At 72.0% G+C, this 25,986-nt stretch carries 23 protein-coding genes and 2 pseudogenes; 12 read left to right on the top strand and 13 right to left on the bottom strand.

Annotated features, from left to right (window positions below; genetic code table 11):
- Window positions 1-236 precede the first annotated feature (236 nt).
- From Msi02_RS00265 to Msi02_RS00255, 3 genes are all read left to right on the top strand, one after another.
- Window positions 237-902, top strand: a complete 666-nt coding sequence (locus Msi02_RS00265) for an esterase/lipase family protein (protein ID WP_204046529.1) — start codon at window positions 237-239, stop codon at window positions 900-902.
- A 158-nt stretch (window positions 903-1,060) separates the two neighbouring features.
- Window positions 1,061-3,142, top strand: a complete 2,082-nt coding sequence (locus Msi02_RS00260) for a sensor histidine kinase (protein WP_204046528.1) — start codon at window positions 1,061-1,063, stop codon at window positions 3,140-3,142.
- 3 nt (window positions 3,143-3,145) lie between these two features.
- Entirely contained in the window at window positions 3,146-4,213 is a 1,068-nt protein-coding gene (locus tag Msi02_RS00255) for a hypothetical protein (protein ID WP_204046527.1), read from the top strand.
- On the opposite strand, the gene Msi02_RS00250 is transcribed toward Msi02_RS00255, so the two are convergent.
- Window positions 4,196-4,774: a copper chaperone PCu(A)C domain-containing protein gene (locus tag Msi02_RS00250; protein WP_204046526.1), complete on the bottom strand. Its 579-nt coding sequence runs from the start codon at window positions 4,772-4,774 to the stop codon at window positions 4,196-4,198. The genes Msi02_RS00255 and Msi02_RS00250 overlap by 18 nt on opposite strands.
- Between Msi02_RS00250 and Msi02_RS44370 the strand changes: the two are divergent.
- The 3 genes and pseudogenes from Msi02_RS44370 to Msi02_RS42880 all read left to right on the top strand — a co-directional run.
- Window positions 4,707-5,399, top strand: a pseudogene (locus Msi02_RS44370) (serine hydrolase domain-containing protein); the annotation flags it as partial. The gene Msi02_RS00250 and the pseudogene Msi02_RS44370 sit on opposite strands and share 68 nt — an antisense overlap.
- A gap of 217 nt (window positions 5,400-5,616) precedes the next feature.
- The gene (locus tag Msi02_RS00245; protein ID WP_204046760.1) at window positions 5,617-5,883 is read left to right on the top strand and encodes a hypothetical protein; all 267 of its coding nucleotides are present in this window, start codon (window positions 5,617-5,619) and stop codon (window positions 5,881-5,883) included.
- An 11-nt stretch (window positions 5,884-5,894) separates the two neighbouring features.
- Window positions 5,895-6,227, top strand: coding sequence for a putative quinol monooxygenase (locus tag Msi02_RS42880; protein WP_079320555.1), 333 nt, complete (start codon window positions 5,895-5,897; stop codon window positions 6,225-6,227).
- A gap of 53 nt (window positions 6,228-6,280) precedes the next feature.
- On the opposite strand, the pseudogene Msi02_RS42875 reads toward Msi02_RS42880, so the two are convergent.
- Both Msi02_RS42875 and Msi02_RS00235 read right to left on the bottom strand, forming a co-directional pair.
- Window positions 6,281-6,439: pseudogene (locus Msi02_RS42875) on the bottom strand (MmyB family transcriptional regulator); the annotation flags it as partial.
- 65 nt (window positions 6,440-6,504) lie between these two features.
- Complete coding sequence (locus Msi02_RS00235) at window positions 6,505-6,957, bottom strand: winged helix-turn-helix transcriptional regulator (RefSeq protein WP_239107983.1); 453 nt, start codon at window positions 6,955-6,957, stop codon at window positions 6,505-6,507.
- A gap of 96 nt (window positions 6,958-7,053) precedes the next feature.
- Between Msi02_RS00235 and Msi02_RS00230 the strand changes: the two genes are divergently transcribed.
- On the top strand, window positions 7,054-8,331 hold the full coding sequence (locus Msi02_RS00230; protein WP_204046524.1) for an MFS transporter: 1,278 nt from the start codon (window positions 7,054-7,056) through the stop codon (window positions 8,329-8,331).
- On the opposite strand, the gene pruA is transcribed toward Msi02_RS00230, so the two are convergent.
- Window positions 8,325-9,998 (bottom strand): L-glutamate gamma-semialdehyde dehydrogenase, encoded by a 1,674-nt coding sequence (gene pruA, locus Msi02_RS00225; RefSeq protein ID WP_204046724.1) that lies wholly within the window; start codon window positions 9,996-9,998, stop codon window positions 8,325-8,327. The two genes, Msi02_RS00230 and pruA, sit on opposite strands and share 7 nt — an antisense overlap.
- A complete protein-coding gene (locus tag Msi02_RS00220) occupies window positions 9,998-10,909 on the bottom strand; it encodes a proline dehydrogenase family protein (RefSeq protein ID WP_204046523.1) in 912 nt (303 codons plus the stop codon). Before Msi02_RS00220 ends, pruA begins: the two co-directional genes overlap by 1 nt.
- Window positions 10,910-10,992: 83 nt before the next feature.
- On the opposite strand from Msi02_RS00220, the gene Msi02_RS00215 reads away from it, so the two are divergent.
- Window positions 10,993-12,048, top strand: coding sequence for a PucR family transcriptional regulator (locus tag Msi02_RS00215; RefSeq protein ID WP_239107982.1), 1,056 nt, complete (start codon window positions 10,993-10,995; stop codon window positions 12,046-12,048).
- 5 nt (window positions 12,049-12,053) lie between these two features.
- Here Msi02_RS00215 and Msi02_RS00210 read toward each other — a convergent pair whose 3' ends face one another.
- From Msi02_RS00210 to Msi02_RS00190, 5 genes are all read right to left on the bottom strand, one after another.
- Window positions 12,054-12,494 (bottom strand): hypothetical protein, encoded by a 441-nt coding sequence (locus Msi02_RS00210; RefSeq protein WP_079319754.1) that lies wholly within the window; start codon window positions 12,492-12,494, stop codon window positions 12,054-12,056.
- A 100-nt stretch (window positions 12,495-12,594) separates the two neighbouring features.
- Window positions 12,595-13,713, bottom strand: coding sequence for an RNA polymerase subunit sigma-70 (locus Msi02_RS00205; protein WP_239107981.1), 1,119 nt, complete (start codon window positions 13,711-13,713; stop codon window positions 12,595-12,597).
- A 20-nt stretch (window positions 13,714-13,733) separates the two neighbouring features.
- Window positions 13,734-14,954: a glycoside hydrolase family 16 protein gene (locus Msi02_RS00200; RefSeq protein ID WP_204046521.1), complete on the bottom strand. Its 1,221-nt coding sequence runs from the start codon at window positions 14,952-14,954 to the stop codon at window positions 13,734-13,736.
- Window positions 14,955-15,044: 90 nt separating this feature from the next.
- Window positions 15,045-16,097 (bottom strand): glycosyltransferase, encoded by a 1,053-nt coding sequence (locus Msi02_RS00195; RefSeq protein ID WP_204046520.1) that lies wholly within the window; start codon window positions 16,095-16,097, stop codon window positions 15,045-15,047.
- A 253-nt stretch (window positions 16,098-16,350) separates the two neighbouring features.
- Window positions 16,351-18,156, bottom strand: a complete 1,806-nt coding sequence (locus Msi02_RS00190) for a SpoIIE family protein phosphatase (RefSeq protein ID WP_239107980.1) — start codon at window positions 18,154-18,156, stop codon at window positions 16,351-16,353.
- Window positions 18,157-18,253: 97 nt separating this feature from the next.
- Between Msi02_RS00190 and Msi02_RS00185 the strand changes: the two genes are divergently transcribed.
- Window positions 18,254-18,964: a GAF and ANTAR domain-containing protein gene (locus Msi02_RS00185; RefSeq protein ID WP_204046519.1), complete on the top strand. Its 711-nt coding sequence runs from the start codon at window positions 18,254-18,256 to the stop codon at window positions 18,962-18,964.
- 40 nt (window positions 18,965-19,004) lie between these two features.
- Here the strand turns inward: Msi02_RS00185 and Msi02_RS00180 are convergent, their stop codons facing one another.
- Window positions 19,005-19,361 (bottom strand): STAS domain-containing protein, encoded by a 357-nt coding sequence (locus Msi02_RS00180; protein ID WP_239107979.1) that lies wholly within the window; start codon window positions 19,359-19,361, stop codon window positions 19,005-19,007.
- Window positions 19,362-19,547: 186 nt separating this feature from the next.
- On the opposite strand from Msi02_RS00180, the gene Msi02_RS00175 reads away from it, so the two are divergent.
- The 3 genes from Msi02_RS00175 (at window position 19,548) to Msi02_RS00165 (ending at window position 22,178) form a co-directional block, all read left to right on the top strand.
- Complete coding sequence (locus Msi02_RS00175) at window positions 19,548-20,327, top strand: SigB/SigF/SigG family RNA polymerase sigma factor (RefSeq protein ID WP_193208067.1); 780 nt, start codon at window positions 19,548-19,550, stop codon at window positions 20,325-20,327.
- Window positions 20,328-20,447: 120 nt separating this feature from the next.
- The gene (locus tag Msi02_RS00170) at window positions 20,448-20,864 is read left to right on the top strand and encodes an ATP-binding protein (RefSeq protein WP_179155480.1); all 417 of its coding nucleotides are present in this window, start codon (window positions 20,448-20,450) and stop codon (window positions 20,862-20,864) included.
- Window positions 20,865-20,879: 15 nt separating this feature from the next.
- Complete coding sequence (locus Msi02_RS00165; RefSeq protein ID WP_204046518.1) at window positions 20,880-22,178, top strand: NAD(P)/FAD-dependent oxidoreductase; 1,299 nt, start codon at window positions 20,880-20,882, stop codon at window positions 22,176-22,178.
- Between the two features lie 57 nt (window positions 22,179-22,235).
- Here the strand turns inward: Msi02_RS00165 and Msi02_RS00160 are convergent, their stop codons facing one another.
- The gene (locus Msi02_RS00160) at window positions 22,236-24,233 is read right to left on the bottom strand and encodes an ABC transporter ATP-binding protein (RefSeq protein WP_204046517.1); all 1,998 of its coding nucleotides are present in this window, start codon (window positions 24,231-24,233) and stop codon (window positions 22,236-22,238) included.
- Window positions 24,230-25,963 carry an ABC transporter ATP-binding protein gene (locus Msi02_RS00155; protein WP_204046516.1) on the bottom strand — a complete coding sequence of 578 codons (1,734 nt, stop codon included), beginning with the start codon at window positions 25,961-25,963 and terminating at the stop codon, window positions 24,230-24,232. Before Msi02_RS00155 ends, Msi02_RS00160 begins: the two co-directional genes overlap by 4 nt.
- Between the last annotated feature and the right edge of the window lie 23 nt (window positions 25,964-25,986).

The following is a 25,986-nucleotide window of genomic DNA, read 5'->3' as shown; positions in this document are numbered from 1 at the left end:
CGCGGCCGGGGACGGGCCGCGCGAGGTCGGGACTTCCACGCCTACCCCCGGCCTCGCGACGTACACGGCCGCCGGGAATCCGGCCCCGGACTCACCGCGACGGGCGCATGCGCGCCAGGATCCCCGCCTGACTTCCCGCACCGGCCGAGACGGGGGACGGCGACTGGTGATTTCCCCGATGCCGTGACCGGTCCCGATCGCGAGACTCCTGTCATCCCCCATGGCAAGGAGATCTCATGCGTAGGATCGTCGGCCCCCTCATCGGCATCCTGGCCCTGCTCGGCTTCTTCGCCCCCGCCGCCCCCGCGCAGGCGGCCACGCACAACCCCGTCGTCTTCGTCCACGGCTACACGGGCAACAGCACCAACTTCGCCACCCTGCAGGCGTACCTGGTCGCCAACGGCTGGTCCGCCGGCCGGCTGTACGGCTACAACTACAACTGGGCCGGGTCGAACATCATCAGCGCCCAGGGCCTGGCCGCCTTCGTCAACCAGATCAAGGCCAGCACGGGCGCGTCCAGGGTCGACATCGTCAACCACTCGATGGGTGGCCTGGTGACGCGGTATTACCTCCAGAAGCTGGGCGGAGCGGCCAACGTCGACCACGTCGCCTCGCTGGCCGGCGCCAACCACGGCACGACCTACGCCAGTGCCTGCACCATCTACGTCTCGTGCATCGAGATGCTGCCCGGCTCGGCGTACATCACCTCGCTGAGCGGCGACGAGACACCCGGATCGGCGAAGTACGGCACCTGGGTGTCGCCCTGCGACGGCATCATCATCCCCTACACCAGCACCCGGCTGTCCGGGGCGGACAACCACACCCTCGCCTGCGTCGACCACCTGTCGATCCTGAGCAACGTCGAGGCGATGTCCGGCATCCGCGACCTGTTCAACAGCTGATCGCCTCCGTTCCCGGCCGGGCGGCCCAGTGGCCGCCCGGCCGCGCGTTTTCCGGTTGGTAACGGCACCGCCACGATGGCGGGGAAATCGCGGCTTTTGCGCCGTTCCGCAGGCACCCTGGGGGCAGGCGGGAACGGAGCCGGAAAGCGGGGGACGGGATGGCGTGGGCAGCCCGGGCGGCCGCCGTCGCCATGGCCGTCATGTCCGCGGCGCTCGTGGTCGTGGCGAGGCTGATCACCGCGGGAATCCCGGCGGAGTGGCGGCTGCCGGATATGGTCACGACGCAGTCGGCGGCGGGGGTGACCTTCCCGGCGGTCGGCGCGTTCCTCCTCGCGTACCGGCCCCGGCTCAGGTTGGCGTGGCTCATGTGCGTGGGCGGGCTCGCCGGCGGAGTCTACGACCTCCTCCAGGCGGCGACGCTGGCATCCGCGGCGGGCGGGGATCTCGCGACGGCGGGGATCCTGAGGTTCGCGGCGTATGTCGCCTGGGCGGTGGACGGGTTCCTGCTGGAGATCCTGCTGCCGCTGTACACCCCGGACGGCAGGCTTCTCTCGCGGCGCTGGCGGGTGGTGGTGGTGCTCGCCGCGGCGTCCCTCGGGACCCAGATGACCCTCCAGCTCGTGCGTCCCGATCCGCCGCTCGAGGGCTACCTGCTACCCGCCGTCATCCCCAGTCCGCTGCCGATCCCCGCCCTGGCGCCGTACATGCCGGCGGCGGGGGTGGTGCTCTGGACTCTGATCATGCTGACGGTGTCGCTGACGGCGCTGTCGCTGCTGCTGCGCTTCCGCAGGGCCGACCCGGTGGGCAGGCGGCAGATCGGCTGGCCGCTGTTCGCGTTCGCCGGATACATCGTGTTCATGATCGCGGGCATCTTCGTGCCCGAACTGTACTGGCTGTCGGTCGTCTGGGCGGCGCTCATCCCCGTCCTGATGGTGTTCTCGGTGATGCGCTACCGGCTGTACGGCATCGACACCGTCGTCAGCCGGACCTTCGTCGCCGCGGGGCTGCTGGCCGTGGTCGGCGGGGTCTACTTCGGGGTGGCCGCGCTGTCGAGCCTGGTGGTGTCCGGGTACGACCAGGTCGCCGGGCTCGTCTCCGCCCTGCTGACGGGCGCGTTCTTCCAGCCGTTGCGCCGGATGCTGCAACGTGCCGTCGACCGCCTGCTCTACGGCCCGGTGGGCGATCCGCGCGTGCTCGCCGAGCGGCTGGTCCGGGAGGTGCGCCGGGGTGACCCCGCGCAGGCGCTGGCGCCGGTGATCGGCGTGCTGCGCGAGGGCCTGGCGGTGCAGGGGATCGCGGTGGAGGTGACCGGCGGCGAGCCGGGGCACCAGGTCGTGAGCGCGGTCAGCGGGCAGGTCGGCGACTCCCCGCGTGAGGTGCCGCTGATCTGGCACGGCGAGCGCGTGGGGCGGCTGCTGGTCGGCCCGCCCGCCCCGCGGCGCTTCCCCGCCGCGCACGACGAACGCGTGCTGGACACGCTGGTCCCGTACGCGGCCGACGTGGCCCACGCGGTGCGGATGGCGGCCGACCTGCAGCGCTCCCGGGAGCGCATCCTGGCCGCACGGGAGGAGGAGCGGCGGCGGCTGCGCCGCGACCTGCACGACGGCCTGGGCCAGACGCTCGGCGAGATGGCCATGACCGTCAACATGGCCCGCGTCAGCCTGAAGACCTCCCCAAAGGCGGCGGACGGGCTGCTGCGCGCGTTGCGTTCCGGCATGGACGCGGTCACGGGCGACCTGCGGCAACTCGTGTACGGCCTGCGCCCACCGGCATTGGACGACCTGGGCCTGGTCGCCGCCGTCCAGGCGCTGGCCGGGCCGGACGATCCCGAAGGCCCCGCCACGGCGGTGAGCACCGAGGGCGATCTGGCCGACCTGCCCGCCGCCGTCGAGGTGGCCGTCTACCGGATCGTCCAGGAGGCGCTGACCAACGTCCGGCGCCACGCGCGCGCCACCCGCGTCCGGGTCGAGTTGCGTCGCGAGCCCGCGGCGCTGCGCCTGCTGATCGCCGACGACGGCGTGGGTCTGCCGCCGGAGCGCCGCTCGGGCGTCGGCCTGACCTCCATGCGCGAGCGTACGGCGGAGCTGGGCGGGATCTGCCTCGTCACCGGCGATCCGGGGGCGGGCACCACGGTGGAGGTCGTGCTCCCCGTTCCCGCGACCGGCGCGGCGCCGGAACGGGCGCCGACCGGCACGCACGTGGTTCCCGGGGCCGACTTCCGATCCCATGGTTCACTGTGAACCATGGGATCGGAAGGGCCACGGGTCCGGGACGCGCGGGCCGCCGCGGCCCGATGGGTCGCCCGTGAAGCCGCCTCCGCCGCGGACTTCGCCGGAGCCTTCCTGACCGGGTCGGCGGCCTGGGCCGATCCCGACGCGGTGCTGCCGCCCACGTCGGACGTCGACGTGGCGGTGGTGGTCACCGGCCCCGTCGCGCCGCCCAAGCTCGGCAAGGTCCCCTGGGAGGGCGTGCTCGTCGAGGTCACGTACGTGTCCTGGGACGGGCTCGGCTCTGCGCGCGACGTGCTGGCCTCCTGCCACCTGGCCGGCGCCTTCCGCACCGACACCGTGATCGCCGACCCCACCGGGCGGCTGGCCCGGCTCCAGGCCGCCGTCGCGGCCGGCTTCGCCGAACGGCGCTGGGTCCGTCTGCGGTGCGAGGACGCCGAGCGCCGCATCACCGGCGGGCTCGCGGCGCTCGATTCCGGCAAACCGTTCCACGACCAGGTCACCGCCTGGCTGTTCCCGGCCGGCATCACGACCCACGTGCTCCTCGCCGCCGGGCTGCGCAACCCCACCGTACGGCTGCGCTACCCGGCCGTCCGCGAACTCCTGCGGGCGTACGGCCGGATGGACGTCTACGAGGAGTTGCTCGGCCTGCTCGGCTGCGCGCACCTGACCGCCGAGCGGGTCACCGCCCACCTCGCCACGATGACGAGAGCCTTCGACGCGGCGGCGGCCGTGGCCCGCACGCCGTTCCCCTTCTCCGCCGACGTCACCGAGGCGGCCCGGCCGGTGGCCGTGGACGGCAGCCGCGACCTCGTCGCGCGGGGACTGCACCGCGAGGCCGTCTTCTGGATCGCCGCGACGTACGCCCGGTGCCTGAAGATCCTCGCCGCGGACGCGCCGGGGGAGACCGGCCACCTCGGCGGGTTCGCGGACCTGGCGGCCGACCTCGGCGCCGGGTCGCCGGACGACCTGCGACGCAGGGCGAGCGAGGTCTCCGCGTACCTGCCCCGCCTGCGCGCGGTCGCCGAGGAGATCATCGCCGCGAACCCCGAGATCCGGGACGATTCAGCTCCCGGCCGGTGACGGGCTCGGCGAAGGTGACAGGCTTGGCGAAACGGCCGGCGAGGAACTGGGCGACGGGCTGGGCGACGCGCCCGGCCAGGGGGAGTAGGTGCTCCTCCACGCGCCGGGCGGCAGGACCGGGACGTCGATCCGGACCGTTCCCGCGTTCTGGAACCGGAACGTCACGGGGATCGTGCCACCGCTGCCCAGCGGGCGGGTGAGGCCGGCGAGCAGCACCTGGGGGAGGGCCGTCCCGCCGACGTACCTGCCGCCGGGGATCTCCAGGCCGCCGCCCGGCAGGCGCGCCTCCCGGAACAGGCCCCCGGTGTCCACCGACACCAGACGGTCGGTGCGGCCGCTCTCGTTGAGCAGCATCATGTACATCGGCATGTCGGTCCCCGGCGGGGCGGGCTGCTGCGAGCCGATGATGAAGGCGTTGCGGAGCAGCAGACCGGGCAAGTTGACGTTCGCCCCCTCGTTCTGCGGCATCGTCTGGGTGTAGTAGTCCTGCTTGATGTCGCCGCAGGCGGCGGCGGTGACGGCCGCGGCCGCGATGCATAGAGCCGCCAGGATCCTGCGCATGTCGACCTCGGCTCGCTCGGAGGCGTCTTTCGAGGCGGAGTACCCCCTCTTTCGGTTGTTTACCGCCCGAAAATTATGCGAGCCTCGGGACATTGAATCCCGGAGAACGCGGAGGAAACGCATGCGGCTGATCTCCCCGGAGAAGGCCGGGTTCGCGCCGGACCTGTCCCACCGGCTGGACGACCTCGTACGGCGGGGCGGGGCCCCGGCCCTGCACGGCGTCGTGGTGGCCCGGCACGGCCGCGTCGTTCTGGAGTGGTACGGCGGCGGCGAGGACCACCTGCTGAACACCCCGCTCGGCCACGTGGACTTCGGGCCGGACACGCTGCACGACGTGCGTTCTGTGACCAAGAGCCTGGTGGCGCTGCTGTACGGCATGGCGCTGGAGTCCGGCCTGGTGCCGGACCCGGGGGAGCCGATCCTGACGGTCTTTCCCGAGTACGCCGACCTGGCGGCCGACCCCCGCAGGGCCGGGCTGACGATCGACCACGCGCTGACGATGACGATGGGCCTGGAGTGGGACGAGAGCGCCCCTTACACCAGCCCGGCGAACAGCGAGATCGCGATGGAGCTGGCGCCCGACCGCTGCCGCTACGTGCTGGAACGCCCCTTCGTGGAGGAGCCGGGCGAGCGGTGGCGCTACAGCGGCGGCGCCGCGGCTCTCGTCGGCGCGATCGTGGAGAGGGGCCACGGGCCTGCGCCTTCAGGAGTTCGCCCGCACCGCGCTGTTCGAGCCGCTCGGCGCCGGGGCCTTCGAGTGGTCGACCGGCTCCGACGGGAGCGCTCTGGCGGCCTCCGGCCTGCGCCTGACGCCGCGCGGCCTCGCCCGGATCGGGCAGGCGGTGCTCGACCGGGAGGTCGCCCCCGGCTGGATAGGGGAGATGCTGCGCCCGCGTGTGCCCGCCTGGGAAGGCGTCTCCTACGGGTACATGTGGTACGCGGGACCGGACGGCCGGGCGTCGGCCATGGGCAACGGCGGCCAGCGGCTGTTCCTGCTGCCCGATCTCGGCCTCGTCGTGGCCGTCACCGGCGGCGACTACAACGGGCCGGGCCAGGACACGGCGCCCAGGGCGGTCCTGGAGGACGTCGTTCTGCCCTCCGTCACGTGAGGAGACGCCAGATGATTTTCATCACCGCGAAGTTCCGGGTGCTGCCGCGGTACGCCGACCAGTGGCCGGAGATCACCCGTGAGTTCACCGAGGCGACCCGCGCCGAGCCGGGCTGCCTGTGGTTCGACTGGTCGCGCAGCCTCGACGACCCGGCCGAGTACGTCCTCGTCGAGGCGTTCCGGGACGACGAGGCCGGAGCGGCGCACGTGGGATCGGAGCACTTCCAGACGGCCCGGCGGACGCTGCCGCCCCACCTCGCCGAGACCCCGAGGATCGTCAACGTCACGGTTCCGCAGGACGACTGGTCCCTCCTCGGCGAGATGGCCGTCCCCGCCGAGGACTGAGAGGGCTTGGTGCCGATGTGGTGCCGGCGGACGTCGTGGCGGGCCCAGCGGGCGCGGAAGTCGTCGCTGCGGGTGGACAGCTCGCCGATGAGGTCGGCGAGGTCCTTGTCGTAGGGGTCGCGGCCGACTTGGGCGTGCAGGAGGGCGACGGTGCCGTTGGCGGCGCGGCGTCCAGCAGCCGCTGGACGGTGGGCCGTACCTGCTGCGGGCACGGTGAGCGCCCGCGTCGACCTCGACGCCTACCTCGGCCTGCTCGCGGCCGGCAGGCGTCGAAGCGTCAGTGATCGTGGGGGACCTTGACGACGACGGTGTCCTCGGGGGCGACGGGACGCCCGTCGGCGGCCTGGATCCGCAGGGGAGCCAGGGGCCGGGCGGACAGGCGGTCCACCAGTCGGGAATGCGGCTCGTCCTCCTCGAAGAAGTGGTCCTCACCCCACTGCCGGAGGGCGACGATCACCGGGAAGAGCCCCCGGCCCTTGGGGGTCAGGACGTACTCCTGGTAGGCGCTTCCGTCGGAGGCCGGCACGACCTCGAAGACGCCGCCGGCGACGAGGGCGCGCAGCCGTGCGGCGAGGATGTTCTTCGCGACGCCGAGACTCCGTTGGAACTCCCCGAAGCGGCGATGCCCGTCGAAGGCATCGCGCACGATCAGCAGCGACCACCAGTCCCCGATGGCGTCCACCGAACGCGCCACCGGGCAGTCGCTGTCGTCGAAACGAGTCCGTCTCACCACGCTCGTCCCTCTTTCTCGCACCCCTGCCGGTTGCAACATGCTACCAAAGGTCCCTAGTCTCGCCCTGGTAGCAAGTTGAAACCAGGAGGGCTCATGGCCACGTGCCGGACCACGGACGGACGCAAGACGCACACGGGGGACGCGGGCCCCGTACGGCGCGGAACCACCCCGCTGTTCGCCCTGGCCGCCGGCACTGCCGTGGCGAACGTCTACTTCGCGCAGCCGTTGCTGGCCACCCTCGCCCAGGACTTCGGGATCGGGCAGGCGGCGGCCGGCGCGATGGTCACGGCGACCCAGCTCGGCTACGGGCTGGGCCTGTTCCTCCTGGTGCCTCTCGGCGACGTCCTCGATCGTGGAAAGCTGGTGACCAGGCAGTCGCTGCTGCTGGCCGCGGCGCTCGCGGCCCTGGGCGCCGCCCCGCACGCGCCCGTGCTGTTCGCCGCCGCCGCCGCGGTCGGCTTCCTGGCCGTCGTCACCCAGTCGCTGGTCGCCTACGCCGCCGCGCTCAGCACGCCGGCCCGACGAGGTCGGGTGGTGGGCCAGGTCACGAGTGGCGTCGTGCTCGGGATCCTGCTCGCCCGCACCGTCTCCGGGCTGCTGGCCGACCTGGCCGGCTGGCGCGCCGTCTACCTCGCCTCGGCCGTGGCGATGCTGCTGCTCACCCTCGCCCTGCGGCGTGTCCTGCCTCGCCGGCCCGTGAGGCCGCCCCGCATGCCCTATCGCCGGCTGCTGCGTTCCACCGTGGCGCTGTTCGCCAGGGAACCCCTCCTGCGTATCCGGGGCGTGCTCGCCCTGCTCGTCTTCGCGTCCTTCAGCACACTGTGGAGTTGCGTGGCCCTGCCGCTCAGCGCTCCGCCGCTGTCCCTGACGCACACCGCCATCGGCGCCTTCGGCCTCGCCGGTGCCGCCGGTGCCGCGGTCGCCTCGCCGGCCGGGCGTCTGCACGATCGCGGCTTCGGCGAGCGGACCACCGGGGGAGCTCTGCTCCTGCTCGCGATCTCCTGGATCCCCCTGGCCCTCACCCAGCGGTCCCTGTGGGCTCTCGCGCTCGGCGCGGTCCTGCTCGACCTGGCGGTGCAGGCCGTCCACGTCACCAGCCAGAGCATGATCTACGCCTACCGTCCCGACGCGGGCAGCCGGGTCATCGGCGGCTACATGATCTTCTACTCGGCCGGGAGCGCCGCCGGGGCGCTGGCCTCCACCGCCGTGTACGGCGTCGCGGGCTGGGGCGCCGTCTGCCTGCTCGGCGCGGCCTTCAGCCTCCTGGCCCTCGCCGTCTGGGCACTGTCCGCACGCCGGTCCCGCCTTGCGACGCGCCGATGCCCTCGGGACCCCGCATCGGGTTCCGAGGGCATCGCGATCCGTCAGTAGCCGAGGTCGCCGAGGTCGGGCTGCTGCCAGCCGCCCTGCGGCACGTCCCCCTTGTACGGCCCGCTCACGACCGGGGGCACGAAGGTCTCCTTGATCGTGCGGGCGTTGACCCAGCGGATCAGGTTGAAGATCGAGCCGGCCTTGTCGTTGGTGCCCGAGGCGCGGGCCCCGCCGAAGGGCTGCTGCCCGACGACCGCCCCGGTGGGCTTGTCGTTGACGTAGAAGTTGCCCGCCGCGAAGCGCAGCCGCTCGGTGGCGTCGTCGATCGCGTACCGGTCCCGCGCGATGACCGACCCGGTCAGCGCGTACGGCGCGACGCTCTCCATCTGGTCCAGCACGGTGTCGTACGCGGAGTCGTCGTAGACGTGGACGGCGAGGATCGGGCCGAAGTACTCCTTCACGAAGACCTCGTCCGCGGGGTCGGCGCACTCCAGCACCGTCGGCCGCACGAAGTAGCCGGCCGAGTCGTCGTAGGAGCCGGTGAGCACCTCGATCGAGTCCGCCGACCGCGCCCGGTCGATCGCCTCCCTGTGCTTGGCGAAGGCCCGCGCGTCGATCACCGCGCCCATGAACGTCGACAGGTCGCCCGATACGTCGCCCACGGTGAGCGACTCGGCCGCCGAGACGAAGTCGTCGCGCATCCGGGTCCACAGCGAGCGCGGCACGTACGCCCGGGAGGCCGCCGAGCACTTCTGGCCCTGGTACTCGAACGCGCCCCGCAGCAGCGCGGTCGACAGCACACCGGCCTCGGCGGACGGGTGGGCCAGGATGAAGTCCTTGCCGCCGGTCTCGCCGACGAGCCGCGGGTAGCCCCGGTAGCCCGCGATGTTCTCCCCGACGGCGCGCCACAGGTGCTGGAACGTGGCCGTCGAGCCGGTGAAGTGGATCCCGGCCAGCTCGGGATGCGGCAGCGCGACCTCGGACACGGCCGCGCCGTTGCCCGTGACCATGTTGATGACACCGGGCGGCAGCCCGGCCGCCTCCAGCAGCCGCATGGTGAAGTGCGCCGCGAACTGCTGCGTCGGCGACGGCTTCCACACCACGACGTTGCCCATCAGCGCGGCCGACGCCGGCAGGTTGGCCGCGATGGAGGTGAAGTTGAACGGTGTGATCGCCAGGACGAAGCCCTCCAGCGGGCGATACTCCATGCGGTTCCACACGCCGGGCGACGACTGCGGCTGCTCGGCGAGGAGCCGCCGGGCGTAGGCGACGTTGAACCGGAAGAAGTCGATCAGCTCGCACGCGGCGTCGATCTCGGCCTGCTGCGCCGACTTCGACTGGCCGAGGATGGTGGCCGCGTTGAGCGTGGCCCGCCACGGGCCGCTGAGCAGGTCGGCGGCCCTGAGGAACACCGCGGCGCGCTCCTCGAACGGCAGGGCCTGCCAGCGCGGTGCGGCCTCCAGCGCGGCGTCGACCGCCGCCCGGACGTCGGCCGGGGTGGCGTCGGCCGTACGGCCCAGCACGGCGGCGTGGTTGTGCGGCTGCACGACGTCGATCGGGGCGCCGCCGGCCATGCGCCGCTCGCCGCCGATCGTCATCGTCAGGTCGAGGGACGCCCCCGACAGCTCCTTGATCCGGGTCTCCAGGGCCGCGCGCTCGGCGCTGCCCGGTCCGTACGCGTGCACCGGCTCGTTCGCCGGCACCGGGACGTCGGTGATCGCATCCATCATTTACCCCTCAGAGCGCGAAGGAAGAAGGCGACGTTGGCCGGGCGCTCGGCGAGGCGGCGCATGAAGTAGCCGTACCAGTCGTCGCCGTAGGGGACGTAGACCCGCACCCGTGACCCGGCCGCGGCCAGCGCCGCCTGCCTGTCGGCCCGGATGCCGTAGAGCATCTGGAACTCGTAGTCGTCCGGGCCGCGCCCGGCGCTCACCGCGAGCGACTCGGCGATCGCGATCAGCCGGTCGTCGTGCGTGGCCACCATGGGATAGCCCGTGCCGTTCATGAGCGCCCGCAGGCACCGCACGTACGCGCGGTCGACCTCGGCCTTGTTCTGCCAGGCCACCGAGGCGGGCTCGGCGTAGGCGCCCTTGACCAGCCGCACCCGCGACCCCGCGAGGTCGCGGCAGTCGGCCTCGCTGCGGAACAGGTAGGCCTGGATCGCCACACCCGTCTCCGGGAAGTCCTCCCGCAGCGCGCGCAGCACGCCGAGCGTCGCGTCGACGGTGGTGTGGTCCTCCATGTCCAGCGTGACGGTGGAGCCGGACTCCCGCGCCGCCGCGCAGATCTGCCGCGCGTTCTCCAGGGCCATGCCCGGGTCGAGGGCCTGGCCGACCGCCGACAGCTTGACCGACACCTCGGCCCGGGCGCCGAGGCCGAGCGGCCGCAACTCCTCGAGCAGCGAGACGTACGCCTTGGCGGCGGCGACGGCGGTCCCGGGGTCCCGGACCTCCTCGCCCAGATGATCGATCGTGACGGACAGCCCCGAGCCGGTCAGGCGGCGCGTCGCGGCGACGACGTCCGCGGTGGACTCCCCGGCCACGAAGCGGTCGACGACCTTGCGCGTGAGCGGGAGCCCCGACACGGCCCGGCGGGCGAGCGGGCTGCGTGAGCCCGCGAGAAGCAGGGAACCGAGCATGGCCTCAGGCTAAATCCGCACGTCACGGAAGTTCCACGGACATCCGCCACAGCATTTTTCGACAAATGCACAAGAATGTCAGCATGCAAGACATCGTCGATGAGATCTCCCGGCTGCTCGACGCCTCCGTGACGCTGGAGGACCGCTCGTTCAACCTGCTGGCGTACGGCGCGCAGAGCGGGGACATCGACCGCGTGCGGCAGGAGTCGATCCTGCGCAGGCACGCGTCCGACGAGGTGCGCGCCCACTTCGAGGCGTACGGCATCGCCACCGCGACGGGCCCGGTGCGCATCCCCGGGCTGCCCGGCCTGCTCGGCCGCGTGTGCGTGCCGCTGCGGCACGGCGGGGTGACCTACGGCTACCTGTGGGCGCTGGAATCCGGGGCGCTCACGGACGAGCGGCTGGCCGCCGTCGCGCCGCTGGTCGGCCGGGCGGCCGCGCTGCTGGCCACGCAGGCCCGCGGCCGGCACGCCCCCCTGCGCCAGTTCTTCTCGGCCGACCCCGCGGTCCGCGCCACCGCCGGGGTGGACGTCGAGGGCCCGGTGACGGCGGTGGCCGTGCGGACGCCCGAGGAGGTCCCCGGGCCGCCGCGCACGCTGCCGCGCGGCGTGCTGGCCGACCCGGACGTGACCGGCACGGCCGTGGACGCGCCGCTCCTCGCGGTGCTGGCGCCCGCCGCGCAGGCCGCGCACGTCGCGCGCCTCCTGCACGGCCTGTACGGCATGGCCGCGGGCATCGGAGGCCCGCGCGACGACCCGGGGGAGGCGTGGCAGAGCTGGCGGGAGGCGCTGCTGGCGCTGCGGGTGGCCGAGCACGTCGAACGGCACGCCCCGGTCGCCGACTGGAGCGCCCTCGGCGTCTACCGGCTGCTGGCCCGGCTGACCCCGCGTGACCTGGCCGACCTCGCCGCCGAGTCGGCCGCGCTCACGCCCCGGATCGCGGCGAGCGTCGAGGCGTACCTCGACCACGCCGGGCAGGTCCAGGAGACGGCGGCGGCGCTGGGCGTGCACCGGCAGACGCTGTACTACCGCCTCGGCAAGGCCGGGCACCTCACCGGGCTCGACCTCGCCGACGGGGAGGACCGCCTGCTGCTCCACCTGTCGCTGAAGGCGGCGGCCCTCCTCCCCTCCCACCCGTGACGGGGTCAGCCGATCCTGGTCATGACGGAGTCGTAGCCCCCGCCGCCCGGGTAGTTCCAGCGGCCGGCCATGACGTCGCCTGCGGCGTTGAAGGTGCCCCGGAAGTACGCCGGGGATCCCTTCGCGCCGAACCAGATGGTCAGCGTGTCGCCGTCGAGTTCGTAGACGTAGTCCAGGGTGTCGCCGCGGCCGGCGTAGTAGCGCGACTTGATGTCCTCGCTCGGCGTGTCCGCCCCGTAGGGCCTCTCGCGGCCGATGACCTCGAAGCCGACGATCGGCTCGCCGTCCTGCTCCAGCCGGATGTCCTGGATGAGGAAGAAGCCGCCCTCCATCCAGCGGTAGGTGACCGTGCCCTCCGCGCCGCCGGTCACGCGCCATGAGCCGACCAGCCGGTCCAGCGCCCTGAGCTGCTCGTCCGGCTGCGTCGTCTCGATGATGTCCGACATGGTGTTCCCCTTCTCCCGTTGGTCGCGGTCTGCGATACCGCTCGTACGACGGTGCGCGCCCGGAAAGGGAATCGGTCCGCGCGGGCGGCAAGGATCACGATTAGATAACGGCCCGTTCGGCGGCGGTGGGGCCGACGGAGAGCGGCAGCCCGAACAGCGGCAGCAGCTCGGGGCCGAAGGTGGTGATCTCCGTGATGAGGCCGTCCTCGGCGCACAGGACGTCGATGTTGACCGCGGTGTAGGAGGCCTCACCGGGCCGCCGCACGTAGTTCGCCACCGCGGGCTGCCGATTGACCGCGAGCGGGACGCAGTGCCACTCGCCCCAGCGCTCCTCGCCCTCCAGGACCGGACGCCACATGTCCAGCACGGCCGCCCGCCCGTCGAACACCAGGGCCGCGGGCGGCATGGCCTGCCGGACGTCCTCGCGCAGCAGCGCCGCCAGCGCCGCCAGGTCGGCGTTCCTGGAGGCGGTGACGTAGCGCTCCAGCAGGTCGAGCTCGTCGCGGCTGGGCCGGGTGGCCGCGGCCCAGTCCGCCCGCCGCCTGGGCAGCCGCTCGCGCAGCGTCGCGCGGGCGCGTTGCAACGCGCTCTTGACCGAGGCGACGCTCATCTCCAGTGCCTCGGCGGTCTCGGCCACCGGCCGGCCGACGACGTCGCGCAGGATCAGCACGGCCCGCTGCCGCGGCGGAAGGTGCTGGATCGCCGCCAGGAACGCCAGCTCGACGGTCTCCCTGGAGATGGCCACCGCGTCCGGCGCGCCCTCGTCCGGCGCCGCCAGATCAAGCAGGTCGTCCGGATAGGGCTGGAGCCAGGCGACGTCGGCCGCCGCCGGACGCCGCGGGCTCTCCGAGGCGGCCGCCGCCGCCACCTCGCGGGCGCGGGCCGGGCCGGACAGGGCGTCCAGGCAGACGTTCGTGGCGATCCGGTACAGCCATGCCCGGAACGTGGCGCGCCCCTCGAAGCTCTCCCGCGCGCGCCAGGCCCGCAGCAGCGTCTCCTGCACCAGGTCCTCGGCGTCGGTGAACGACCCGAGCATCCGGTAGCAGTGCACCCGCAGCTCGTGCCGGTGACGCGCGGCGAGCTCGCCGAACACGGCCTCGTCGCCCGCACGGACGGCCTTCGCCGTGCAGTCCGCCGTGCTGTCCGTCGTGGGATCGGCCGGGGATTCCCCGGCCGTGCCGTGCCGTCCGCTCACACCCGCCCCGCGTCTCCGCCGCACACCGAGATCATCCGGGAAGGCTACCGCTCCGGAACCCGGTAGATCCGCACCCAGTCGACGTACACCGTGCCGCCGGAGGCGTCGTTGCGCAGCACCAGGCCCAACGGGGACCGGGGAACGTACGGGCCGGTGTAGTTCCACACCTGCCTGCCGTCCAGCCAGAAGGTCACCCGGCCGGGCAGCCAGTCGACGGCGATGGTGTGCCACTGGGTGAAGTCGGCCGCCGTCTCGGCCCTGGCCAGTTCCCGGTCCTGCCGGACGGAGAGCTCCGCGCGCCGCCCGCCCGCGATCCCCGCCACGCCGATCGACGCGTCTTCCGTCTCCGTGGATCGGGTGGATCGCGCGGATCGCGGGACGTCGTCCTGCGGACCGGCGTATTCCGAGTCGTCACTCCACGAGTCGTCGTACCGCGATTCGTCATATCGGGAGTCGTCGTATTGGGAATCGTCGTATCGGGAGTCGTCGCGCCGCGAGTCTCCGTATTCGGCGGCGGCCGGGCGGGCGGACCGCAGCAGCGCGACGGGAAGCGCGCCCTCATCGGCCCGGAGGCGCACCTCCCAGCGGCCGTACCGCTGGACGGACGACCCGGACAGGTCCACGCCGGCGCCACCTCCGGTGACGCGCAGCGCCTGCCCGCCGAAGTCCTCGGTCAGGGCCGGATCGCCCCAGCCGCCCGCGGAGGCGCCGGACGAGCGGGGCGACGGCGTACGCGACGGCGAGGAGGACTCCCGCGCGCCTCCGTTCGCGCCTCCCGGGGTCGCCCCGGCGGGCGCGCGGTCCGCCCGGGGCACGTCCTCCGGTTCGATGACGTCCACCACGACCGGCCGGTCCGCGGTGCGCACGGGGCGCGCGAGCCGCATCGGCGGCTCGGTTTCGGTCGTGGGCGTCGCCGACGGGCCGGACGAGAGGCCGGGGGACGGACGGGGAGAGACGCTGGGGGAGGGGCGCGGCGACGGGCCCGCTGGGAGGTCGCCGATCTTCTCCGCGACCGTGGTGTCGCCTATCTTCTCCGCGGCTTCGTCGCCCTTCTGGCCGGCGTTCTCGCCGGCGGGTGCGGCGGCCGCGGTTGCGGTCTGCGTCGCGCTCAGCCCCGCCGCGTTCGCGTTGCCCGGCAGCGCGCCGGACGAACCGGGGGAGGACGCCGACCCCTGTGCGGTGGACTCGCCCCCGGCGTTGAACACCTTCGTCGAGTCCCCGTTCGAACAGGCCGTGGCGGCGGCGATGAGCATCGCCGCCGCCACCGCTAAACCAGGCCCATGACGTGACATGAGCCGAGTTAATCACATGATTTCACTCAGATAACGGCCTAAATCCGGTAATATCGCTTGCCTTTACGCGCAGGTCTTCTCGTATACGCGGAGCAGTTCCATGCTGATTCGCTCCACGGAATAGCGGGAACGGGCGCGGTCGGCGGCGGCGTAGCCGATGGCCGTGCGCAGCGTGGCGTCGCCGAGCAGGCGGCGGATCCGATGGGCGATCTCCAGCGGGCGGTCGGGCCGGGTCAGGAATCCGGTCACGCCGTCCACCACCGAGTCGAGGTGCGCCCCGGCGGCCGAGGCGATGACGGGGATGCCGCAGGCCATGGCCTCCAGCGCCGCCGTGCCCGTGGGAACGGTCGGCGGCAGCGACAGCACGAGGTCGGCGCTGCGCATGAGCTTGGGCATCGCGGTGTGCGGCACCATGCCGAGCATCTCCACGCGGTCCGCCACGCCGTGCTCCCCGGCGAGGGCGCGCAGCCGCTCGACACTCTGGTCGTCGCCCCCGGCGATCACGAGCTCGGCCTCCGGCACGGCCCGCAGGGCGTGCACGGCCCAGTCGGCGCCCACGTGCCCCACGTGCAGGAGGCGGGGCCGCTCGCCCCTCGGGAACGCGGGGCCCTGGCGGCGGAAGCGCTCGATGTCCACGCCGTGCGGGACGACCGAGATGTTGCGGCGCGGCACGCCCATCCGGATCAGTTCGGACTCCTCGTCGGCGCAGGCGGCGATGACCGCCCTGGCCCGGCGGCCGATCGCGCACTCCAGCCGCCGCACCGGCGCGGCGCTGCGGTTGTCGTCGTAGTGACTGTGGAAGGTCTGGGTGACCGGCACGCCCAGGCCCTCGGACCCGGCGATGGCGGCCAGGCCGCTGGACCACGAGTAGGCGTGGATGATGTCCGGACGATGCTCCCGCCACCTGCGCCGCAGCCCGTCGCTGAAGTCCGAGATGTAGGGAAGGAGGTCGCTTTCCGACAGCTCCATGTCGGGTCCGGCGGGCACGTGCTCGACACCGTCCCCCTGGACCTTCGAGCGGGTGTAGACGGTCACCCGGTGGCCCCGGCCCAGCTCGCGGGCGATGGCGGGAGTGTCGGGAGTCAGTTCGTGCGCGGAGACGATCGCGATATCCATGGCACACCTCAAGACAGGAAGGCGTCTGAAAGGGTGTGCCTGCGTCCTAGGCACCATCGATGTAGATGGTGTTTACCTTACTCTGATACGCGCTAAACGCCTAATCGGGAAAAATCACGCGGACTCGTGCAGCCGCGACGTGGCCGGCTGCGGCCTGATCCGGCAGCCGCCCTCCTCCTGCCGGATGTCCACGTAGCCGCAGATCAGGCGGGCCACAGGCCGTCTCCGGGGCCTCTCGTCCCGGCCGATCCCGTCAGCGGGATCGGCGCAGCGTGAGGACGGTGATCTCGTCGACCGCGTGGCTGCCGCAGAAGGCCCGGTGGTCCTCCTCGATGGCCTTGACGACCGCGCCCGGGGGCTGCCCGGCGCAGCGGGCGAGGGCCTCGGTGAGCCGCTGCTCGCCGTAGTTGTCCCCGGCGGGGCTCTGCGAGCCCACCAGTCCGTCGCTGTAGAGGACGAGCGTCTCCCCGGCCGACAGCGTGAGCTCCTCCGTCGCGGGGACCGAGCCCTCCTCGAAGCCCAGGGGGACGCCGCCGCCCTCGGAGAACCGGACATCGCCGCCCGGCTGGATCAGCGCGGCGGGATGGTGACCCGCGGAGGCGAGCCGCACCTTGCGGCCGCGGACGAAACCCGCGGCGGCCATCACGAACAGGCCGGTGTTCTGCGCGACGAGGGCGTCGCTGACCTTGCGCAGGGCCTCCCCCGGGTCGTCCTCCCACACGCTCAGCACGCGCAGGCCGTTGCGGACCATGGCGGTGACGGCGGCCGCCTCCTCGCCGCGTCCCGCCGCGCTGCCGATCACGAAGCCCCACCCGTTCTTCACCGGGAACACGTCGTAGAACTCGCCGCCGATGGCGCGCATGCCGGAGCCGGGGTGGTAGACGGCGGCGATCTCGAAACCGGGGATTTCGGGGAGCGTACGGGGGAGCACGCCGGTCTGCAGCGTGTCGGCGGCCTGCGCCCGGCGCTGGAACCCCTGCTGGGCCCGCATCGCCAGGCCGAGGTGCAGGCCGATCTCCTCCATCAGGCCCAGGTCGGCCAGGCCGAACGGCGGCCGGTCGCGCAGCCGCACCAGCGTGAGCACGCCGCGCGCCTCGTCGTCGGCCCGGATCGGCACGCTGAGCAACGAGCCCGCGCGCATCGCCTGGAGCACGTCGCCGCCGAGCAGGGAGTCGTCGGCCAGCATCTCGTGGACCACGCCGCTCTGCGTCGTCATCACCTGCTCCACGACCGGCGCCAGCGCGGGCGGGGCCTCCTCGACCGTCCGCTGCAGCCGCCCGACGGGCTGGTCGCTCGGCCCGATGACCACCGACCGGACCAGGCCGCCGTCCCTGGCGACGTCCGCGATCACCCAGTCGGCCGTCTCCGCGGCCAGCAGGCGGGCCGCCCGCAGCAGGGCGACGGGCTCGCGCAGGCTCTCCTCGTCCAGTAGCAGCCCGGTCAGCCGCGACAGCAGCTCGTGCCGCCTCGCCGCCGCCAGGACCGCCGCGTCGTCGGGCACCCCCGTCTGCACGGCCGGCTCCGGCAACTGGACCTCGGTGGGCAGCACGACCCCGGCGATCATCTCCTGCGGCTCGCCCGGCATGCGCAGACGGCTCAGCACCAGACGTACGGTGTGGGCGCGGCCCTGATGGGCCAGCCGGGTCTGGAACGAGGCGCTGTCGTCGCCGTGGAGGACGGCGGCGAAACGCTGCCGGAACGCGGCGCGGGCGGTCACGTCGACGAGTAGGGGAAAGGCGCGGCCGATGAGGTAGCCGGCGGGGCTGCCGAGCAGGCGGGTGGTCTCGTTGTTGATACGGCGCACCGTGCCGCCCGTGTCCATGATGATCACGGGAATCGGCAGCGCGCGGAACACCTGGCGCAGCAGCTTCTGCTCGCGCTGACTGCCGCCGTCCCTGCGCCTGCGGCTGCGCGCCAGCTCGCTCAGCGCCTTGCGGACGAGTTCCTCGGCGGCGTCCAGCTCCCGTAGCATCGCACCCGGATCGGGATCGTCCCGTAGGGTGGCGATGCGGTCGGCGAGCCCGCTCAACGCGCGCTCGAGCTCGGCGGTGTCGGGCAAGCTGCCCCCCTCTCTCGACGTAGACGCTACGCCAAACTCCGGGTCTAATCGATCCAGCCTGGATTAACCCGGAAACTATGGGAATGGTCTTTCTACCATGGAGACGACATCCATCCTCGCGCGTGACCTCGCGGCGCTGGGCCGTGTGACGGAGGGCACGTCCGCCGAGAGCGTTCTGCGTGGCATCACCGAGGCGGTCGCGCGCGGCGTCCCCGGCTGCGCCGGCGGCACCGCCGAACTGTGGATGGAGGAGCGGGTGCTGCTCGCCGCCTCCCACAGCGAGCTCACCGTGCTGATCGACCGCGAACGCGACCTGCGCGAGGGCCCGTCGAGGGAGGCGCTGTCCACCGGGCGCCCGGTGACGATCCCCGACGTGATGCGCGAGTCCCGCTGGTCCCGCTACGCGGCCACCGCCGTCCGGCACGGGGTGCGCTCGGTCCTCGTCGTGCCGATCGCCGTGGAAGGCGCCGTCGTGATCATCGGCCTGTACGGCGTGCGCCCCGGCGTGTTCAGTTCCGGCGGCTCGCTCATGGCCCTGCTGCGCGAGCAGGTCACCGTGGCGCTGGCCAACATCTGGGAGTTCGACGACGTGCTGACCGGCGCGGCGCAGATGCAGGAGGCCCTGGCGGGCCGATCGGTGATCGACCAGGCCAAGGGCATCATCATGTCGAAGAGCGGCTGCTCGGCCGAGGAGGCGTTCGAGGAGCTCAGGCGGGTGTCGCAGCACCACCAGGTCAAGGTGGCCGACCTGGCCAAGCTCCTGGTGACCGAGCACCAGCAGAAGCACGGGGGAGCCGCCCCGGCCTGAGCGGGCCGTACGCGCGGGCGGCGGCGCGCGTGGGCAGAGTTCAGGCGGCGAACGCGGCCAGGGCCTCGTCGAGGGTGTCGAACAGGGGCAGCCGTTCCGACAGGCCGGTGACCCACATCACCTTGGAGTTCGGGTATTGCACGGAGACCAGCGCGAAGTTGCCGCCGGCGGTGGTCGAGCGCTGCCAGTGGTGCACGATCAGGCCCAGCGCCCGGGAGTCCATGAACGTCACGCCGCCCAGGTCGAGGACCATGTCGGGGCCGTGGTCGTCCGCCGCGGCGTCCAGATAGTCCGAGAACTGCTCGCGTGTCGTGGCGTCGAGGACACCGTTCACATGGATCACCACGATGTCCCCCGCCATGCTGGACGTCAGGGACAGCAGTCCGTTGTTAGACACCTCGCGCCTCCTCTGCGGCAACATTACTGGTGCCGAAGGGGTGGTGATACTCCTGATTTTGGGGCAATATACTGAAGCAGAGGTCCAGCAGAGGGCCTCGTCTCGATACTGTAGCGAGGCGTGCCTTCTGCGTGGTCACCCCAGCGCGTAGGCGCCCTCGCAAGAAAATACGAGGGGACTGCGCAGATGGCTGCCGAGGTCCGTGCAGAGACCGCCAGCAATCCGACCGCCGAAGAGCTCCTGGCCGAGCTGGCCGAGGACGGACTGTCCGAGGAGCGGCGGGAACGCCTCCGTGAGAAGATCGTAGAAATGCACCGCCCGATGGCGAGGGACATCGCCCGGCGGTACCTCAACCGTGGCGAGCCGATGGAAGACCTCCTCCAGGCCGCGTACGTCGGCCTCATGAAGGCCATCAACGGCTTCGACCCCACCCTGGGCCACAGCTTCCGCGGGTACGCCATGGTCACCATGACGGGCGAGGTCAAGCGGCACTTCCGGGACCGCACCTGGGCCGTCCGGGTGCCCCGCCTCTACCAGGAGCGCCGGGCCGAGCTCAACCGGCACGTCGCCGACATGACCCAGGAGCTGGGCCGGTTCCCCACGGTCGCGGAGCTCGCCAAGAAGATGGGTCTGTCCGAGGAGGACATGCTCCTCACCATGGACGCCTCCGCGGCGTACAGCACGCTCTCCCTCGACGCGCCGATCGGCGCCGACGACGATGCCGCCGCCCTCGGCGACGTGATCCCCGAAGAGGACGACGCGCTCGACACCCTGGTGGACACCGAGGCGCTGAAGCCTCTGATCGACCTTCTCCCCGAGCGGGAGAAGAACATCCTCCTGCTGCGTTTCTACGGCAACATGACGCAGGCCGAGATCGCGGCGGAGTTCGGCATATCGCAGATGCACGTCTCACGGATCCTCCGCAAGACCCTCGACCAGCTCCGGGCGGAGCTCGTCGCGGGATGAGAGGATGCGACGATGCCCGGGACACCGTCTGTGCCAAGGCGGTGTCCCGGGGTATCTTCGTCCTGCCCACAGCCCATAGATCCTGAGACGGCCAGATTTCCGGCGGGAGGCGTGTACCGGGTGAAAGATGACGGCGTTCCCGCGCACGTCACCAGAGCGGCGAGGGAGCGTGCCTTCTCCTTAGCCGATCTGCCCGATCTGCGGGAGTTCGCCGCCGCCGAGGCGCTGCGTCGCGGCATGCGGGAGGATGCGATCGGCGACTTCCTCGTCGCGCTCAACGAGGTCGCCACCAACGCGGTCACCCACGGGTCGACCAAGGCGCGGCTGGGCATCTGGCGCGAGGGGCCGGCCCTGGTCGTCTCCGTGCACGACGACGGCCGGGAGTGGCGTCTCGAGGGCGAGCCGGGCCACGACCCGCCGCCGGAGGACGCGACCAGCGGCATGGGACTGTGGGTGGCGCGCATGCTGAGCAACGATCTCCACGTCACCACGGGTCCCAGGGGGACCACGGTGACGATGCGTTTCCTCCTCGAGTAGGGGTAGGGGACAGCCATGGCTGTCCCACGGATTCTGATCGTCGGCGGCGGATACGTCGGCATGTACACAGCACTCCGCCTGCAGCGCAGGCTCCGCCGCGGCGAGGCGCTCGTGACCGTCGCGGACCTCGACTCCTACATGACCTACCAGCCCTTCCTGCCGGAGGCGGCCGCCGGGAACATCGAGGCGCGGCACGTCGTCGTCCCGCTCAGGCGGGTGCTGAACAGATGCCAGATCCTCAGCGGGCGGGTCACCCAGGTGCGACTGGCCGACCGCAAGGCGGAGTTCACCCCGCACGAGGGGCCCGATCTCACCATCGACTACGACTACCTGGTCGTCGCGCCGGGCTCGATCTCGCGGCTGCTGCCGGTGCCGGGCCTGGCCGAGCACGGCATCGGCTTCAAGACCATCGAAGAGGCCATCGCCCTGCGCAACCACGTGCTCGGCCGCCTCGACATCGCCGCGTCCACGCCGGACCCGGAGGTCCGCCGCAAAGCCCTCACCTTCGTCTTCGTCGGCGGCGGCTACGCCGGCGTGGAGGCCCTGGCCGAGCTGGAGGACATGGCGGCGGGCGCGCTCAAGTACTTCAGCGGGCTCAGCCGGGAGGACATGCGCTGGGTGCTGGTGGAGGCCACCGACCGCATTCTGCCCGAGGTGGGCCCGGAAATGGGCAAGTGGACGGCCCTGCAGCTACGCGAGCGGGGCATCGAGATCCGCATGGGCACGCTGCTGAAGTCCGCGGAGGGCTGCCGCATCGTGCTGAGCGACGGAGAGGAGTTCGACGCCGACACCCTCGTCTGGACGGCGGGCGTCAAGCCGAATCCGCTGGTCGGCGCGGGCGACCTGCCCCTGGACAAGAAGGGCAGGATCAGGGTGGACCCCTGCCTGCGCGTGCACGGCACCGACTTCGCCTTCGCCGCGGGCGACTCCGCCGCCGTCCCCGACCTCACCCGTCCCGGCGAGTTCTGCCCGCCCAACGCCCAGCACGCCGTACGGCAGGCCAAGACGCTGGCCGACAACCTGCTTGCCACGCTGCGCGGGGAGGCCCAGCGGCCGTACCGGCACAAGTACGCGGGGTCGGTGGCGAGCCTGGGACTCTACAAGGGGGTCGCGCAGATCTACGGGCGGGAGCTTCGCGGCTTCCCCGCCTGGTTGATGCACCGCACCTATCACCTGACGCGGATGCCGACCTTCAACAAGAAGACCCGGATCCTCATGGACTGGACGCTCGGGCTGTTCTTCCCCCGGGAGATCGTCTCGCTGGGGGCCATTGAGGAGCCGCGCAAGGAGTTCACCCTGTCCGCCCGCTCGTGACCCGAGGTGGGGGAGTGCCGCGTGACCCCGAGGTCACCCGAGGTCACGCGGCACTCCTCAGCCCACTTCCGTCGGGGTGTCGTCGCCGGCCAGGGCGCCGGCGAACTGCGACGAGTAGAGGCGGTGGTAGGCACCCCGCGCGGCGAGCAGTTCGTCGTGGGTGCCGTGCTCGACGATGCTCCCCGCCTTCATCACCAGGATGAGGTCGGCGTCGCGGATCGTGGACAGCCGGTGGGCGATGACGAAGCTGGTCCTGTCGCTGCGCAGCGCGGCCATCGCGTGCTGCACCAGGACCTCGGTGCGGGTGTCGACCGAGCTGGTCGCCTCGTCCAGGATGAGCAGGGACGGGTTGGCGAGGAACGCGCGGGCGATGGTCAGCAGCTGCTTCTCGCCGGCGCTGATGTTGCCGCCCTCCTCGTCGATCACGGTGTCGTACCCGTCGGGAAGGGTGCGGACGAACCGGTCGACGTACGTCGCCCGGGCCGCCTCCTGGATCTCCTCGTCGGTGGCCCGGGGGTTGCCGTAGGCGATGTTGTCGCGGATCGTCCCGCCGAACAGCCAGGTGTCCTGGAGCACCATGCCGATCTGGGAGCGCAGGTCCTCGCGGCGCATCGCCGTGATGTCGACGCCGTCGAGGGTGATGCGGCCCGCGTCCAGCTCGTAGAAGCGCATGATCAGGTTGACCAGCGTGGTCTTCCCCGCGCCGGTCGGGCCGACGATCGCGATCGTGTGCCCGGGTTCGGCCACCAGCGACAGGTCCTCGATGAGGGGCTGCTCGGGGTCGTAACTGAAGGACACGTGCTCGAACTCGACGCGTCCCCGCCGCGTGGCGGGCAGCACCGGGTCGGCGGGGTCGGGCTCCTGCTCCTCGGCGTCCAGCAGCTCGAAGACCCGCTCGGCGGAGGCCACCCCCGACTGCAGCAGGTTGGCCATCGAGGCGACCTGGGTCAGCGGCTGGGTGAACTGCCGGGAGTACTGGATGAACGCCTGGACGTCGCCCAGGCTCATCGACCCACCGGCCACCCGTACGGCGCCGACGACCGCGATGGCGACGTAGTTGAGGTTCCCGATGAACATCATCGCCGGCATGATGATCCCGGAGATGAACTGGGCGCCGAAGCTCGCCTTGTACAGGGCCTCGTTCCGCTCCCGGAACACCTGCTCGACCTCCGGGCCCCGCCCGAAGACCTTCACCAGCTCGTGACCGGTGAACGCCTCCTCGATGTGGGCGTTCAGCGTGCCGGTGTGAGCCCACTGGGCGACGAACTGCTTCTGCGAGCGCTTGGCGATCTGCCCGGTGACGATCATCGTGACCGGGATCGTCACCAGCGCGATCGCCGCGAGCAGCGGCGAGATCACGAACATCATGACCAGCACGCCGATCACGGTGAGCAGCGAGCTCAGCAGCTGGCTCAGCGTCTGCTGCAGCGTCTGGGACACGTTGTCGATGTCGTTGGTGACCCGGCTGAGCAGCTCGCCGCGCGGCTGGCCGTCGAAGAACTTCAGCGGGAGCCGGTGCAGTTTGTCCTCGACGTCGGCCCGGAGGCGGAACACCGTGCGCTGCGTCACGTCGTTGAGCAGCCGGCCCTGCAGCCACATGAAGAGCGACGCCGCGACGTACAGCGCCAGCACCCAGGCCAGGACCGTGGCGAGCGCGTGGAAGTCGATGCCGTGACCGGGGACGACGTCCATCCCCGCGAGCATGTCGGCGAAGTCGCCGTGGCCCGAGGCGCGCAGCCCCTGCACGGCCTGCTCCTTGGTCGTCCCCGCGGGCAGCCGTCCGCCGATCACGCCGCTGAAGATCACGTCAGTCGCGCGGCCGAGCAGCTTCGGCCCGATGACGGAGAACACCACGCTGAGCACGGCGAGGCCGATCACGGCCAGGAGCTTCGGCCGTTCGGGGCTCAACCGGCGCAGCAGCCGCCGGACGGAGGGGCCGAAGTTCATCGACTTCTCCGCCGGCATCTGCCCGCCGCCGAAGGGCCCGAAACCGCCGCCTCCGGCGGGCCGCGGCCGCGCCGGTGCTGTGGGCCGTGCCGTGGGCCGGTCGCTCATGCCGCACTCCCCGCGGTCAGTTGGGACTCGACGATCTCGACGTACGTCGGGCAGGTATCGAGCAGTTCGTCATGGGTGCCGATGCCGGCGACGACGCCGTCGTCGAGGACGACGATCTGGTCGGCGTCGGCGATGGTGGAGACCCGCTGGGCGACGATCACCACGGCGGCGTCGGCCGTGTACGGGCGCAGCGCGGCGCGCAGCCTGGCGTCGGTGGTCAGGTCGAGCGCCGAGAACGAGTCGTCGAACAGATAGATCTCGGGTTTGGCGACCAGCGCGCGGGCGATGGACAGGCGCTGGCGCTGCCCGCCGGACACGTTCGTGCCGCCCTGGGAGATCGGCGCCTGCAGGCCCTCGGGCATCGCCTCGACGAAGTCGCGGGCCTGGGCGATCTCCAGCGCCTCCCACAGTTCCTCGTCGGTGGCGTCCGGGTTGCCGTACCGCAGGTTGCTCGCCACGGTGCCGGTGAACAGGTACGGCTTCTGCGGCACCAGGCCGATGCGCGTCCAGAGCATCTGGGGGTCGAGGTCGCGTACGTCGACACCGTCGATCAGCACGGCGCCGGACGTCGCGTCGAACAGCCGGGGCACCAGGGAGACCAGGGTGGTCTTCCCCGATCCGGTGCTGCCGATGACGGCGGTGGTCTGTCCCGCGGCCACGCGGAAGGAGATGCCGGACAACACCGGCGCCTCCGCGCCCGGATAGCGGAACTCGACGTCACGCAGCTCCAGCTCGGCCCGGCGGTCCACCTGCCGTACGGGATGCTCGGACGGGCGCACCGACGACTCGGTGTCCAGCACCTCGGCGATGCGCTCCGCGCAGACCGCGGCGCGCGGGATCATGATCGAGATGAAGGTGGCCATCATCATCGACATGAGGATCTGCATCAGGTACATGAGGAACGCGGTGAGGGCGCCCACCTGCATCTCGCCGCTGTCCACCCGGGCGGCGCCGAACCACAGCACGGCGACGCTGGAGGCGTTGAGGATCAGCATCACGGTGGGGAAGATGAGCGCGGTCAGCCGCCCGACGCGCAGCGCCGTACCGGTCAGCTCGTCGTTCGCCGTCCCGAACCGGCGGGTCTCCTCGCGCTCCCGGACGAAGGCCCGCACCACGCGGATGCCGGAAAGCTGCTCGCGGAGCACCTGGTTCACCACGTCGATGCGGGTCTGCATGGTGCGGAACTGCGGGACCATGCGGAAGACGATCAGCCCGATCGAGACCAGCAGCACCGGGACGCAGACCAGCATGAGCCACGACAGCCCGACGTCCTGACGCAGCGCCATGATGATGCCGCCGACCCCCATGATGGGCGCGGCGACCAGCATCGTGCAGGTCATCACCACGAGCATCTGGATCTGCTGCACGTCGTTGGTGTTGCGGGTGATCAGCGACGGAGCCCCGAACTCGGCGACCTCCCGCTGGGAGAAGCCGCTCACCCGGTGGAAGACCGCCGATCGGACATCCCTGCCGAACCCCGCCGCCACCCGGGCACCGTGATAGACCGCCGCGATCGAGCAGGCGATCTGCACGAGGGACACGGTCAGCATCCAGCCGCCGGTGCCCAGGATGTAGCCGGTGTCGCCGGTGGCCACTCCCTGGTCGATGATGTCGGCGTTCAGGCTGGGCAGGTACAGGGAGGCGATGGTGCCGACGAGCTGGAACAGCACCACCGCCGTGAGCGCGGGCGAGTAGGGCCGCAGGTACGTGCGGAGCAGGCGGCTCAGCACGGCCGTGGTCCAGGAGAGCGTCG

The organism is Microbispora siamensis, from assembly GCF_016863095.1.
In the GTDB taxonomy this organism is placed as follows: Bacteria; Actinomycetota; Actinomycetes; order Streptosporangiales; family Streptosporangiaceae; genus Microbispora; species Microbispora siamensis.
Note: the sequence above shows the minus strand (reverse complement) of the source record. Positions and strands in the feature narration are given on the sequence as shown.

Excerpts from the sequence above, each read along its gene's own strand:
- Msi02_RS00250 (WP_204046526.1), bottom strand. The coding sequence starts at position 4,774 with ATGCGCAGGATCCTGGCGGCTCTATGCATCGCGGCCGCGGCCGTCACC.
- Msi02_RS00220 (WP_204046523.1), bottom strand. The coding sequence starts at position 10,909 with ATGCTCGGTTCCCTGCTTCTCGCGGGCTCACGCAGCCCGCTCGCCCGC.
- Msi02_RS00185 (WP_204046519.1), top strand. The coding sequence starts at position 18,254 with ATGGAGACGACATCCATCCTCGCGCGTGACCTCGCGGCGCTGGGCCGT.
- Msi02_RS00175 (WP_193208067.1), top strand. The coding sequence starts at position 19,548 with ATGGCTGCCGAGGTCCGTGCAGAGACCGCCAGCAATCCGACCGCCGAA.
- Msi02_RS00210 (WP_079319754.1), bottom strand. The coding sequence starts at position 12,494 with ATGTCGGACATCATCGAGACGACGCAGCCGGACGAGCAGCTCAGGGCG.
- Msi02_RS00255 (WP_204046527.1), top strand. The coding sequence starts at position 3,146 with ATGGGATCGGAAGGGCCACGGGTCCGGGACGCGCGGGCCGCCGCGGCC.
- Msi02_RS42880 (WP_079320555.1), top strand. The coding sequence starts at position 5,895 with ATGATTTTCATCACCGCGAAGTTCCGGGTGCTGCCGCGGTACGCCGAC.
- Msi02_RS00165 (WP_204046518.1), top strand. The coding sequence starts at position 20,880 with ATGGCTGTCCCACGGATTCTGATCGTCGGCGGCGGATACGTCGGCATG.
- pruA (WP_204046724.1), bottom strand. The coding sequence starts at position 9,998 with ATGGATGCGATCACCGACGTCCCGGTGCCGGCGAACGAGCCGGTGCAC.
- Msi02_RS00195 (WP_204046520.1), bottom strand. The coding sequence starts at position 16,097 with ATGGATATCGCGATCGTCTCCGCGCACGAACTGACTCCCGACACTCCC.
- Msi02_RS00230 (WP_204046524.1), top strand. The coding sequence starts at position 7,054 with ATGGCCACGTGCCGGACCACGGACGGACGCAAGACGCACACGGGGGAC.
- Msi02_RS00260 (WP_204046528.1), top strand. The coding sequence starts at position 1,061 with ATGGCGTGGGCAGCCCGGGCGGCCGCCGTCGCCATGGCCGTCATGTCC.
- Msi02_RS00215 (WP_239107982.1), top strand. The coding sequence starts at position 10,993 with ATGCAAGACATCGTCGATGAGATCTCCCGGCTGCTCGACGCCTCCGTG.
- Msi02_RS00160 (WP_204046517.1), bottom strand. The coding sequence starts at position 24,233 with ATGAGCGACCGGCCCACGGCACGGCCCACAGCACCGGCGCGGCCGCGG.
- Msi02_RS00265 (WP_204046529.1), top strand. The coding sequence starts at position 237 with ATGCGTAGGATCGTCGGCCCCCTCATCGGCATCCTGGCCCTGCTCGGC.